The organism is Pseudomonas sp. JL2, assembly GCF_031570495.1.
In the GTDB taxonomy this organism is placed as follows: Bacteria; Pseudomonadota; Gammaproteobacteria; order Pseudomonadales; family Pseudomonadaceae; genus Aquipseudomonas; species Aquipseudomonas rhizophila.
In genome coordinates this window covers 63,740-75,386 of record NZ_JAKUDH010000019.1, presented here as the reverse complement: position 1 = coordinate 75,386, position 11,647 = coordinate 63,740, and the positions used below count along the sequence as shown (strand labels likewise).

The following is an 11,647-nucleotide window of genomic DNA, read 5'->3' as shown; positions in this document are numbered from 1 at the left end:
GCGAGCTTGCTCGCGATGAGGCCAGTACAGGCCTCCATGGCTTAAAGGTCGCCCATCACCCGCCCGGCAAACCCGAACACCCGGCGATGCCCCGCCAAATCCACCAGTTCCACCTCGCGGCTCTGGCCCGGTTCGAAGCGCACCGCGGTGCCGGCCGGAATGTTCAGGCGCATGCCACGGCTGGCGGCGCGGTCGAAGGTCAGGGCGTCGTTGGTTTCGAAAAAGTGATAGTGCGAGCCGACCTGGATCGGCCGGTCGCCGCTGTTGGCGACGTTCAGGGTGAGGGTGCGGCGACCGACGTTGAGTTCGATGTCGCCGGGCTGGACCTGGTATTGGCCTGGAATCATTGCGGTTGCCCCAAAGTCTTGTAGTAAATGGCGGTCGGGGTGTACGTCCCGTCCGGGCTCTGGCAATAGTCGGGCAGTTCACCGACGCGGGTGTAGCCCATGGCGCGGTAGAATGCCTCGGCCTCGGAACCAGCCTCCGTGTCGAGGTACAACAGGCCGCGCTTGTGCTGGCGGGCGCCGAGTTCCAGGGCGCTCATCAATTGCTGGCCCAGGCCGCGGCGGCGAGCCTCGCCGCGCACCAGCAGCTTTTGCACTTCGGCACGGTTGAGGCCGTTGGGTTTCTGGCACAGGGCAAGTTGGACGCTGGCCTGCACCTGTTCATCCTTGACCACCACCCACAGCAGCAAGTGGCCCTGGTTGAGACTGGCCTGAACCTCATCGAAATAGGCGCGTGCCTGGACCGCATCGAGATCGGCCATGAACCCCACGCTGGCGCCATAGCCGACGGCGTCGAGCAACAGATCGATCAGGCCCTGGCGGTAGTGCGCAAAGCTCTCGGCGTGGACTCGGCGCAACTGGGCGGGGTTCATAGGCATCACTCCTTGTCGACGGCAGGCGGTAGCGCCCCTGGGTTGAGGATCAACTGCATGAAAGTCAGGTCCAGCCAACGGCCGAACTTGGTGCCCACCTGGGGCATCTGCCCGGTGGTGATGAAGCCAGCCCGCTCGTGCAGGCGAATCGAGGCGGCGTTGCCGCTTTCGATGGCCGCGACCATGACGTGTTTGCCGCACGCCCTGGCGCGCTCGATCAGGGCCGTCATCAACAGTGAGCCCAAGCCGTTGCCGCGTTGGTCATCACGTACGTACACCGAATGCTCCACGGTGTGCCGGAAACCATCGAAGGGTCGCCAGTCGCCGAACGAGGCATAGCCGAGGACGTTATCCTCGTCATCGACCACCACCAGCACTGGATAGCCTTGCGATTGCCGGGCGCTGAACCATGCCTGGCGATTGCCCAGGTCCACGGCCTGTTCGTTCCAGATCGCCGTGGTGTTCAGCACCGCGTCGTTGTAGATGTCACGGATCGCTGGCAAGTCGGCGTGGCGGGCGTCTCGAATGTCATAGGTCATGGTGTGGCCTCACGCGATCGGCTGGTGGACAGTGACCAGTTTGGTGCCGTCGGGAAACGTCGCCTCGACCTGGATCTCCGGGATCATTTCCGGGATGCCCTCCATTACCTGTTCGCGGGTCAACAGCGTGGTGCCGTAATGCATCAGCTCGGCCACGGTCTGGCCGTCGCGGGCGCCTTCGAGCAGGGCGGCGGAAATATAGGCCATCGCCTCCGGGTAGTTGAGCTTCAAGCCGCGAGCCAACCGTCGCTCGGCGACGAGGCCGGCGGTGAAGATCAGCAGCTTGTCTTTTTCGCGTGGGGTCAGGTCCATGTGCAATCCATAAGGGCAGATAAAAAATTCTTGCTGTAAACACAGATCTCCTTGTGGGAGATCCTTTGTGGGAGCGAGCTTGCTCGCGATAGCGGTGTGTCAGTCGACATTAATGTTGAATGTTCCATCGCCATCGCGAGCAAGCTCGCTCCCACAGGAAAGCAGATTCATGTACTCCAGATTCTGGGCGGCATGGCCTCTCTTCCAAGCAATGCAGGCCTGAGCAAACGCCACAATTCAATCAACCAACCCCGCGCCAGCAGCGCCTCGCTCGCCAGACATCGGGCCACGATCAGGCCGGGCAATTGGGTCAGGTCGCCGCGCACGTCATGGCCCAGGGATCGGCACTGTTCCAGCAACGCACTATCGATTTCCCCGGTCACCAACAACGTGGCAAACACCGGATCGCCGCCCAGCCCGATGGGCGAGTCGAGCAACCCGTCACCGCCCACAATGCGCTGGCGTTCATGCCAGAGCAACTGCCCGTCGCGGCGAATGTCCAGCCGCGACTGGAAGTGTCCCAGGTCAAATCGTTCACCGCTGGCCGGCCGGCCGAGGGCCACCATGTCCCAGTAGAACAAGCGCCCGTCACCTTGCAGGTCGATGCTGGTGCTGAGTTCGGCCTGGGCGGCGCTGAAGACGATGGTTTCCTGGGGCAGCCATTCCAGGGTCGCCCCCGCGGCCACGCTCAGGTTCAGTTGCTGATAGGCCGGGCCGGCGGCGCGATACCACTTGGCCGCGCCGGGACTGGTCAACTGCGCCCAGGCAGCGGGGCCGACGTGGGCCGCGATGTCCAACCGATCACCGCCGGCAATTCCGCCGGGCGGGTGGACGATGATGTGTTGGCACACTTCGGGGCCTTCGGCGTACAGGTGTTTTTGCACCCGCAGCGGACCTTTGTGGCGGCGCTGCACCGGACGCGTGCAGTCACCGAACCGGGCATAACCCAGTTCCAGCTCGGCATGCCAGCTGGGGGTGAACAGGGCCGAAGGCGCCAGTAAGGAGACAGGTAGGTTCATGATTTCCGATTATCGTTAGAGCGCTACAGACTAGATCGTAACCAGCCCGCGCACACCCTCGGCTTCCATATTTTCTCCGCGCCCCTGCTGCACGATCTCGCCCCGGGACATCACCAGGTATTGATCGGCCAGCTCGGCGGCGAAGTCGTAGAACTGCTCCACCAGCAAAATCGCCATGTCGCCCCGGGCCGCCAGTTTCTTGATGACCACGCCGATCTCCTTGATCACCGACGGTTGAATGCCTTCGGTGGGCTCGTCGAGAATCAGCAGGCGCGGACGGCTGGCCAGGGCCCGGCCAATGGCAAGTTGCTGTTGCTGGCCACCGGACAGGTCACCGCCACGGCGTTGTTTCATTTGCAGCAGCACCGGGAACAATTCGTAAATGAACGCCGGCACCTCCTTGGCCTCGGCGGCGGGAAAACGCGACAGGCCCATCAGCAGGTTTTCTTCCACCGTCAGCCGTCCGAAAATCTCCCGGCCCTGAGGCACGTAGGCAATACCGGCGTGCACCCGTTGGTGCGGTTTGAAGGTGGTGATGGGTTTGCCTTCCCAGCTCACCGCCCCTTCCTTGGCCGGCAACAGGCCCATCAGGCATTTGAGCAGGGTGGTCTTGCCCACGCCGTTGCGGCCCAGCAGGCACGTCACCTCGCCGACCTTCACGTCGAACGACAGGCCGCGCAGGATGTGGCTACCGCCGTAGTATTGGTGCAGCTTGTCGACTTGCAGCATTTTCCAGATTCTCCTCGAACCCCTGTGGGAGCGAGCCTGCTCGCGATAGCGTCAGAACATTCAGAATGGATGCTGACTGACACACCGCCATCGCGAGCAGGCTCGCTCCCACATAAAAAGCAATTTTGCGCCTCAGCGCCCGAGATACACCTCGATCACCCGCTCATTGTCCTGCACCTGCGCCAGCGACCCTTCGGCCAGCACGCTGCCCTGGTGCAGCACGGTGACGTGGTCGGCAATCGCGCCGACGAAGCCCATGTCGTGTTCCACCACCATCAGCGAATGCTTGCCCGCCAGTGATTTGAACAGCTCGGCAGTGAACTCGGTTTCGGCGTCGGTCATGCCCGCCACGGGTTCGTCGAGCAGCAAGAGTTGTGGGTCCTGCACCAGCAGCATGCCGATCTCCAGAAACTGTTTCTGCCCGTGGGACAGCAACCCGGCGGCGCGATTGACCGACGTCGTGAGGCGGATGGTCTCCAGCACTTCGCTGATGCGCTCGTGTTGCTCGCCAGTGAGTTTGGCCCGCAGGCTGGCCCACACCGATTTGTCGGTTTTCAGCGCCAGCTCCAGGTTCTCGAACACGCTCAAGGCTTCGAACACCGTGGGTTTCTGGAATTTGCGACCGATGCCGGCCTGGGCGATCTGCACTTCGCTCATGCTCGTCAGGTCCAGGGTTTCACCGAACCAGGCCTTGCCGTGGCTGGGCCGGGTCTTGCCGGTGATCACGTCCATCAGCGTGGTCTTGCCCGCGCCGTTGGGGCCGATGATGCAGCGCAATTCGCCGACGCCGATGTACAGGTTCAGAGCGTTCAGGGCCTTGAAACCGTCGAAACTGACGCTGATGTCTTCCAGGGTCAGGATGGTGCCGTGACGGGTGTTCAGGCCCTTGCCGGCGGCCTGACCGAGGCCGATGGCGTCGCGACTGCTGCCTTGGTCTTTGTTGGGATCCAGTATGGGTTCGAGCATGAAATCGGCTGTGGGTGTGATTCGCATCATTCGCCCCTTTTCTTGAGTAGCCCGATCACACCCTTGGGCAGATACAGGGTCACAACGATGAACAGCGCGCCGAGGAAGAACAGCCAGTACTCGGGAAAGGCCACGGTGAACCAGCTCTTCATGCCGTTGACCACACCGGCCCCCAGCAGCGGCCCGATCAGCGTGCCGCGCCCGCCAAGGGCCACCCACACGGCGGCCTCGATGGAGTTGGTCGGCGACATTTCGCTGGGGTTGATGATGCCCACCTGCGGCACATACAACGCCCCGGCCAGGCCGCACAACACCGCGCTCAACACCCAGACGAACAGCTTGAAGCCACGGGGATCGTAGCCGCAGAACATCAGGCGGTTTTCCGCGTCGCGCAGGGCGGTCAGCACTCGGCCGAACTTGCTGCGGGCCAGGCGCCAGCCGATGAACAGGTTCGCCACCAAGAGCAGCACCGTGGCCAGGAACAGCACCGCTCGGGTGCCCGGCTCGGTGATGCCAAAGCCCAGGATCGAGCGAAAGTTGGTGAAGCCGTTGTTGCCGCCAAACCCGGTTTCGTTGCGGAAAAACAGCAGCATCCCGGCAAACGTCAGGGCCTGGGTCATGATCGAGAAATACACGCCCTTGATCCGCGAGCGGAAGGCGAAGAAGCCGAACACCAGCGCCAGCAACCCTGGTGCCAGCACCACCAGGCACATGGCCCAGACAAAGCTGTCGGTGCCGCTCCAGTACCAGGGCAATTCGCTCCACGACAGAAAGGTCATGAACGCCGGCAAGCCGTCACCGGCGGCCTGGCGCATCAGGTACATGCCCATGGCATAGCCGCCCAGGGCGAAGAACAGACCGTGGCCCAGGGAGAGCAGGCCGGCGTAGCCCCAGACCAGGTCCAGCGCCAGAGCGACGATGGCGTAGCAGAGAATCTTGCCCACCAGGGTCAGGGTGTAAGCCGAGACATGCAGCGGGTTATCCACTGCCAACAGCGACAGCAGCGGCAGGCTCAACAGCACTGCCAGGATCACCACGCCGACGGCGAGGGTGACTTTCGGGCCGGCCTTTTGCGCGGCCGTGAGCATCAGGGGCTGGTTCATCAGTCGATTACCCGTCCTTTGAGCGCGAAGAGGCCTTGCGGACGCTTCTGGATGAACAGAATGATCAGCGCGAGGATCAGGATCTTGCCGAGCACGGCGCCGATCTGCGGTTCAAGAATCTTGTTGGCGATGCCCAGCCCGAACGCGGCGAACACACTGCCGGCCAACTGACCGACGCCACCGAGCACCACCACCAGGAACGAGTCGATGATGTAGCTCTGGCCCAGGTCCGGGCCGACGTTGCCGATCTGGCTCAGGGCCACGCCGCCAAGCCCGGCGATGCCCGAGCCGAGGCCGAAGGCGAGCATGTCCACGCGGCCGGTGGGCACGCCGCAGCAAGCGGCCATGTTGCGGTTCTGGGTCACCGCGCGCACGTTCAGGCCCAGGCGGGTCTTGTTCAGCAACAGCCAGGTCAGCGCCACCACGAACAGGGCGAAGGCGATGATCACGATGCGGTTGTAGGGCAGTACGAGATTCGGCAGTACCTGGATGCCGCCGGACAGCCAGGCCGGGTTGGCGACTTCGACGTTCTGCGCGCCGAACACCAGGCGCACCAGTTGGATCAGCATCAGGCTGATGCCCCAGGTGGCGAGCAGGGTTTCCAATGGCCTTCCGTAGAGATGGCGAATCACCGTGCGCTCCAAAACCATACCGATGGCGGCGGTGATGAAAAACGCCACCGGCAGGGCGATCAACGGGTAGAACTCGATGGCATTCGGGGCGAAGCGCTGGAACAGCATCTGCACCACGTAGGTGGAATAGGCCCCCAACATGAGCATCTCGCCGTGGGCCATGTTGATCACCCCCAGCAGGCCGAAGGTGATTGCCAGGCCCAGGGCGGCCAGGAGCAGGATCGAGCCCAGGGACATGCCGCTGAAGGCCTGGCCCAGCAATTCACCGATCAGCAGCTTGCGCTTGACCTGGCCGAGGCTGGTTTCGGCGGCGGTGCGTACCGTGGCGTCGGTTTCAACGCCGGGTTCGAGCAGGCCTTCGAGGCGGGTGCGGGCCAACGGATCGCCGGTTTCCCCCAGTAGCCGGACGGCAGCCAGGCGAACCGACGGGTTGGGGTCCACCAGTTGCAGGTTCGCCAACGCCAGGCTCAGGGCTGCATGCACGTCTTCGTCCTGCTCGCCGGCCAGTTGCCGATCGAGAAACGCCAGTTGGGCTGGGCGGGCGCTTTTTTGCAGTTGTTGGGCAGCGCTCAGGCGCACGCTGGCGTCAGCGGCCAATAGTTGATGGCTGGCCAGGGCGGTTTCAATCAACCCTCGCAAGCGGTTGTTCAGGCGCAGGGTCTTGGGCTGGCCGTCGACGGTCAACTGGCCTTGTTGCAAGGCGTTGATCAGTTCGACACGCTCAGGTTCCGGCTGCGCGGCCCAGGTTTCCAGCAGCGTGGCTTGCTGGGGCGGCTTGGCGGCGAGGAAATCTTCGGCATCACCGGCGTGGGCCTCCAGTGGCAATAGCAGCACCAGGGCGAGGATGAGGCGGTAGAGGGCGGTGGGCATATGCTTGGCCTTGCGCGAACTTCTTTCTTATGTGGGAGCGAGCCTGCTCGCGATAGCGGAGAGTCAGTCACATCATTTCTAGCTGACCCACCGCTATCGCGAGCAGGCTCGCTCCCACAAGGTTGTGTGTCGGTCCCGGGATCCAGGACCGACACCCATGGACTCAGTTGCTCTTCACCGCATAGTCAGGCTTCTTGTCGTTGCCTTCGATGAACGGGCTCCATGGCTGGGCGCGGATCGGGCCCTCGGTCTGCCAGACCACATTGAACTGACCGTCGGCCTGGATCTCGCCGATCATCACCGGCTTGTGCAGGTGGTGGTTGGTCTTGTCCATGGTCAGGGTGTAGCCCGACGGTGCGTCGAAGGTCTGGCCGGCCAGGGCTTCGCGGACTTTGTCAACGTCAGTGGACTTGGCTTTTTCAACCGCTTGCGCCCACATATGGATGCCCACGTAGGTGGCTTCCATCGGGTCGTTGGTCACGGCTTTGTCGGCGCCCGGCAGGTTCTTGGCTTTGGCATAGGCCTTCCAGGAATCGACGAATTTCTTGTTCGCCGGGTTATCCACGGACTCGAAGTAGTTCCACGCCGCCAGGTTACCCACCAGCGGCTTGGTGTCGATGCCGCGCAGCTCTTCTTCGCCCACCGAGAACGCCACCACTGGTACGTCGGTGGCTTTCAGGCCCTGGTTCGCCAGTTCTTTATAGAACGGCACGTTGGAGTCGCCGTTGACCGTGGAGATGACCGCGGTCTTGCCGCCGGCCGAGAACTTTTTGATGTTGGCCACGATGGTCTGGTAGTCGCTGTGGCCGAACGGGGTGTAGACCTCTTCGATGTCCTTGTCCACCACACCTTTGGAATGCAGGAACGAACGCAGGATCTTGTTGGTGGTGCGCGGGTAGACGTAGTCGGTGCCCAGCAGGAAGTAGCGCTTGGCACTGCCGCCTTCTTCGCTCATCAGGTATTCCACCGCCGGAATGGCCTGCTGGTTCGGCGCCGCGCCGGTGTAGAAGACGTTCGGCGACATCTCTTCGCCTTCGTATTGCACCGGGTAGAACAGCAGGCCGTTGAGCTCTTCGAACACCGGCAACACGGATTTGCGCGACACCGACGTCCAGCAGCCGAACACCACCGCGACCTTGTCCTGGGTCAGCAATTGACGGCCTTTTTCGGCGAACAGCGGCCAGTTCGAGGCCGGGTCCACGACCACCGCTTCGAGCTGCTTGCCATTGACCCCACCCTTGGCGTTGATCTCGTCGATGGTCATCAGCGCCATGTCCTTGAGGGACGTCTCGGAGATCGCCATGGTGCCGGACAATGAATGCAAGATGCCGACCTTGATGGTTTCGGCGGCCTGGACGGTCCAGGCCATGCCCATCGCGGCAATGCTTGCCGAGAGTGTAAAAGCCTTGATCAAGCTACGACGCTTCATTGTGCGATCTCCGTGCAATTATGAGTTTTTTTCGATGGCAGATGCGGACGCTGAAGGGGCTTTTGCAAGGGGTGTGCCCGGTTGGGCAAAGGCATTGAGAATGCGGGGTTGGCGCGCTGGGGTAAAAGTGCGAATGCACCACTAGCGACCGCGGCCTAGGCGCTGGTGCGATCAGATGCGCCACATTGGGGCGAAGGCTTGCAGTTCCCCTGTTATTTGCAAGTCAGGGAAACAGGGGTGGATTCAGCGACGGCGCATCAGGCCGATGAAGAACAGGCCACCGATAGCGGCAGTGGCGACGCCAATGGGCAAGTCCTCCGGTGCGATCAGGGTCCGGGCCGCCACATCCACCCACACCAGGAACAGGCTGCCCAGCAGAACACACGCAGGCAGCAGCCGACGGTGTTCGGCACCCACCAGGCGCCTGGCAATGTGCGGCACCATTAGCCCGACAAAACCGATCGAGCCGCTGATGGACACCAGCACGCCGGTCATCAGCGAGGCGATCAGGAAAATCCACAACCTCACCTTCGCCGCGTTCAGGCCCAGGGTCACGGCGGTCTGTTCGCCCGCCATCAGTGCATTCAGCGGCCGGGCCATGCCCAGCAGCAATCCCAGCCCCAGCAATACACTGGCCGCCGGCACCGCCAGCAATTCCCAGCGCGCCAGGCCCAGGCCGCCGAGCATCCAGAACATCACTGCGGAACTGGCGCGATGGTCACCCAGAAACAGCAAGAGGTTGGCCGCCGCCATCATCACGAATGACACCGCCACGCCGCACAGCAACAAGCGATCGCTTTCCAGACGGCCTTGGCGGCTGGCGATGGCCAGTACCAGCAACATGCTCAACAATGCGCCGATAAATGCGGCCAGCGGCAGGGTCAGCAGACCAATGATCTCACCGACATGCAGCACCACAATGACCGCACCCAGGGTCGCGCCGGACGTGACGCCCAGCAGGTGCGGGTCGGCCAGGGGGTTGCGCGTCACCGCTTGCAGGACCGCACCGATCAACGCCAGCCCAGCGCCCACCAAGGCACCGAGCAGCAGGCGCGGTACGCGGATCAGCCAAACGATATGTTCCTGGCCGGGCGACCAATACACGTCACCCACACCGAAAGCCTTGTTCAGCAGGATGTCCCAGACCACAGCCACCGGCACCCGCGCCGGACCGAACCCCAGGGACACCACGCACGACACCAGCATCAGTGCACCGAGGCACACCAGCAGCGCGCCATAGCGACGATTGCTCATGGACGGTGAAAACCCTTTGCCAGGGTTTGCACCGCCAATACGTTATCGATACCCGGCGTGGCCTGGACGTAAGGGATCACGATGAAGCGCCGGTGCTTGATCGCATCCACTGATTGCAGGGCCGGGTTGTTCAGCAGGAATTGCTGCTTCTGCTCGGCGCTGACTTCGCCGTAATCGACAATCACGATCACTTCGGGGTTGCGCTCGACCACGTTCTCCCAGCTCACCCGGGTCCAACTGGTCTGCACGTCATCAAGAATGTTGCGCCCGCCGGCCGCATCGATCAGGGCCTGTGGCATGCCGAGACGGCCGGAGGTCATGGCGCGGTCTTCGCCACTGTCGTACAGGAACACTCGGGGCTGATCAGCAGGCAACTGCTTGCGCACTTGCGCCACCTGGGCCTGCATCGAGGCGATCAACTCATTGGCGCGATCCTGCACATCGAAAATCCTTCCCAGGTTGCGCAGGTCGTTATAGGTGTCTTCCAGTGTGGCCGGCGGGCGTTTCATCACGAACGCGCAGGATTCGGTCAACTCGTACACATTGATGCCCAGCGGTTGCAGGGTTTGCGGCGTCAGGTCGCCGCCCACCCGCATGCCGTAGTCCCAGCCGGCAAAGAAGAAATCCACGTTGGCATTGAGCAGGGTTTCCACCGACGGGTATTTGGCCGCCAGCTCCGGCAGGCCATCGAGGATTTTCTCCATGTCGGGCGTCACGGACTTCCAGCCGCTGATGCCGCTGTAGCCCACCATGCGCGACTTGAGCCCCAGGGCGAGCATCATCTGGGTCATGTTGATGTCATGGCTGACGGCGTGTTTCGGCGCCTGGTTGAAGGTGACTTCGCGATTGCAGCTTTGGATCGTCAATGGGTAGCGGGTGGCCTCGGCCAAAGCATGTGCACTGCCGAGCAGCAGCGGCAGAAGCAGCAGGGAACGCAAGATCATGGTTGGGTTATCCAGGTGATTCGGGGGTGGGCGGCCAAGGGGTGTTCGTCAATCAGCGCCTGCACGCCGAATACGTCGCGCAATAGCGTGACCGTCAGCACTTCCTTGGGCGTGCCGCTGGCGACGATGTGTCCGTGGTCGATGACGTAGAGCCGATCACAGAACGCAGCGGCCAGGTTCAGGTCGTGGATGCTGGCGAGGGTGCCGATCCCCAGGCGTTTGATCAGTTGCAGCAGTTGGAGTTGATAACGCGGGTCGAGGTGATTGGTCGGCTCATCGAGGATCAGCACCTGCGGCTGCTGCGCCAGGGCGCGAGCCAGGATCACCCGTTGCTTTTCCCCGCCCGAGAGTGTGGCGAAAGCATGGTCGCCGAAACCTTGCAGCCCCACCGATTCCAGTGACTGGCTGACCAGGCTCAGATCCCGCTGATTGTCGCCATCGAACAGGCCTTTGTGTGGCGTGCGCCCCATGGCGACCACTTCCTGGACCGTCAGGCCGAAGGCGTCGGGAAACTCTTGCAACACCACAGCGATGCGTTGGGCGCACCAGCGCGAGGACTGTTTCCAGACGTTGTGATGGTCAAGTTTGACCTCTCCCGCCTCCGGCTGACTGAACCGATAGGCGCAGCGCAACAGACTGGTCTTGCCGCTGCCATTGGGCCCGATCAACCCGACAAACTCCCCGGCACCCACCTGCAACGTGGCGTCACGCAGCTGGAACTGATGATGGCAGTGGCCATGGCCCAGGGGTGTCCAGGCGAGGTGGGAGAGGGTTAGTGCGGTCATGCAGCTACTCAAATGGTTGGATCGAGACACAGCCCCCTGTGGGAGCGAGCCTGCTCGCGATAGCGCTGGATCAGCCTGCAGAGAGGTGGCTGACAGACCGCTATCGCGAGCAGGCTCGCTCCCACAGGAACACCGTGTTCACAATTCGCAAGGCGGGCGCGATTGTAGAGGTTTCGCGCCGTCTTTCG

At 62.7% G+C, this 11,647-nt stretch carries 13 protein-coding genes; all 13 read right to left on the bottom strand.

Going from position 1 to position 11,647, the window contains the following annotated elements:
- Positions 1-41 precede the first annotated feature (41 nt).
- Positions 42-347, bottom strand: coding sequence for an urease subunit beta (locus MKS85_RS21595; RefSeq protein WP_014336352.1), 306 nt, complete (start codon positions 345-347; stop codon positions 42-44).
- A complete protein-coding gene (locus tag MKS85_RS21590) occupies positions 344-877 on the bottom strand; it encodes an N-acetyltransferase (protein WP_003197345.1) in 534 nt (177 codons plus the stop codon). The genes MKS85_RS21595 and MKS85_RS21590 overlap by 4 nt, the downstream gene beginning before the upstream one ends.
- A gap of 5 nt (positions 878-882) precedes the next feature.
- Positions 883-1,416, bottom strand: a complete 534-nt coding sequence (locus MKS85_RS21585) for a GNAT family N-acetyltransferase (protein WP_047227359.1) — start codon at positions 1,414-1,416, stop codon at positions 883-885.
- A gap of 9 nt (positions 1,417-1,425) precedes the next feature.
- Positions 1,426-1,728, bottom strand: coding sequence for an urease subunit gamma (gene ureA / locus MKS85_RS21580; protein WP_047227360.1), 303 nt, complete (start codon positions 1,726-1,728; stop codon positions 1,426-1,428).
- A gap of 167 nt (positions 1,729-1,895) precedes the next feature.
- Positions 1,896-2,747: an urease accessory protein UreD gene (locus MKS85_RS21575; protein ID WP_047227361.1), complete on the bottom strand. Its 852-nt coding sequence runs from the start codon at positions 2,745-2,747 to the stop codon at positions 1,896-1,898.
- Positions 2,748-2,777: 30 nt separating this feature from the next.
- Complete coding sequence (gene urtE / locus MKS85_RS21570; protein WP_047227362.1) at positions 2,778-3,476, bottom strand: urea ABC transporter ATP-binding subunit UrtE; 699 nt, start codon at positions 3,474-3,476, stop codon at positions 2,778-2,780.
- Between the two features lie 132 nt (positions 3,477-3,608).
- The gene (gene urtD / locus MKS85_RS21565) at positions 3,609-4,469 is read right to left on the bottom strand and encodes an urea ABC transporter ATP-binding protein UrtD (RefSeq protein WP_047227437.1); all 861 of its coding nucleotides are present in this window, start codon (positions 4,467-4,469) and stop codon (positions 3,609-3,611) included.
- A complete protein-coding gene (urtC, locus tag MKS85_RS21560; protein WP_188252144.1) occupies positions 4,469-5,545 on the bottom strand; it encodes an urea ABC transporter permease subunit UrtC in 1,077 nt (358 codons plus the stop codon). Before urtC ends, urtD begins: the two co-directional genes overlap by 1 nt.
- Positions 5,545-7,047 (bottom strand): urea ABC transporter permease subunit UrtB, encoded by a 1,503-nt coding sequence (gene urtB, locus MKS85_RS21555; RefSeq protein ID WP_047227364.1) that lies wholly within the window; start codon positions 7,045-7,047, stop codon positions 5,545-5,547. The genes urtC and urtB overlap by 1 nt, the downstream gene beginning before the upstream one ends.
- Before the next feature lie 163 nt (positions 7,048-7,210).
- Complete coding sequence (gene urtA / locus MKS85_RS21550) at positions 7,211-8,476, bottom strand: urea ABC transporter substrate-binding protein (protein WP_188252143.1); 1,266 nt, start codon at positions 8,474-8,476, stop codon at positions 7,211-7,213.
- Between the two features lie 243 nt (positions 8,477-8,719).
- Positions 8,720-9,730 (bottom strand): iron ABC transporter permease, encoded by a 1,011-nt coding sequence (locus MKS85_RS21545; protein ID WP_092395852.1) that lies wholly within the window; start codon positions 9,728-9,730, stop codon positions 8,720-8,722.
- The gene (locus MKS85_RS21540; RefSeq protein WP_160893714.1) at positions 9,727-10,674 is read right to left on the bottom strand and encodes an ABC transporter substrate-binding protein; all 948 of its coding nucleotides are present in this window, start codon (positions 10,672-10,674) and stop codon (positions 9,727-9,729) included. The genes MKS85_RS21545 and MKS85_RS21540 overlap by 4 nt, the downstream gene beginning before the upstream one ends.
- Positions 10,671-11,459 carry an ABC transporter ATP-binding protein gene (locus MKS85_RS21535; RefSeq protein WP_173407438.1) on the bottom strand — a complete coding sequence of 263 codons (789 nt, stop codon included), beginning with the start codon at positions 11,457-11,459 and terminating at the stop codon, positions 10,671-10,673. The genes MKS85_RS21540 and MKS85_RS21535 overlap by 4 nt, the downstream gene beginning before the upstream one ends.
- Positions 11,460-11,647: the final 188 nt, after the last annotated feature.

Bases quoted from the DNA above. Each gene is read 5' to 3' on its own strand.
- MKS85_RS21595 (WP_014336352.1), bottom strand. From the start codon at position 347: ATGATTCCAGGCCAATACCAGGTCCAGCCCGGCGACATCGAACTCAAC.
- MKS85_RS21590 (WP_003197345.1), bottom strand. From the start codon at position 877: ATGAACCCCGCCCAGTTGCGCCGAGTCCACGCCGAGAGCTTTGCGCAC.
- MKS85_RS21585 (WP_047227359.1), bottom strand. From the start codon at position 1,416: ATGACCTATGACATTCGAGACGCCCGCCACGCCGACTTGCCAGCGATC.
- ureA (WP_047227360.1), bottom strand. From the start codon at position 1,728: ATGGACCTGACCCCACGCGAAAAAGACAAGCTGCTGATCTTCACCGCC.
- MKS85_RS21575 (WP_047227361.1), bottom strand. From the start codon at position 2,747: ATGAACCTACCTGTCTCCTTACTGGCGCCTTCGGCCCTGTTCACCCCC.
- urtE (WP_047227362.1), bottom strand. From the start codon at position 3,476: ATGCTGCAAGTCGACAAGCTGCACCAATACTACGGCGGTAGCCACATC.
- urtD (WP_047227437.1), bottom strand. From the start codon at position 4,469: ATGCGAATCACACCCACAGCCGATTTCATGCTCGAACCCATACTGGAT.
- urtC (WP_188252144.1), bottom strand. From the start codon at position 5,545: ATGAACCAGCCCCTGATGCTCACGGCCGCGCAAAAGGCCGGCCCGAAA.
- urtB (WP_047227364.1), bottom strand. From the start codon at position 7,047: ATGCCCACCGCCCTCTACCGCCTCATCCTCGCCCTGGTGCTGCTATTG.
- urtA (WP_188252143.1), bottom strand. From the start codon at position 8,476: ATGAAGCGTCGTAGCTTGATCAAGGCTTTTACACTCTCGGCAAGCATT.
- MKS85_RS21545 (WP_092395852.1), bottom strand. From the start codon at position 9,730: ATGAGCAATCGTCGCTATGGCGCGCTGCTGGTGTGCCTCGGTGCACTG.
- MKS85_RS21540 (WP_160893714.1), bottom strand. From the start codon at position 10,674: ATGATCTTGCGTTCCCTGCTGCTTCTGCCGCTGCTGCTCGGCAGTGCA.
- MKS85_RS21535 (WP_173407438.1), bottom strand. From the start codon at position 11,459: ATGACCGCACTAACCCTCTCCCACCTCGCCTGGACACCCCTGGGCCAT.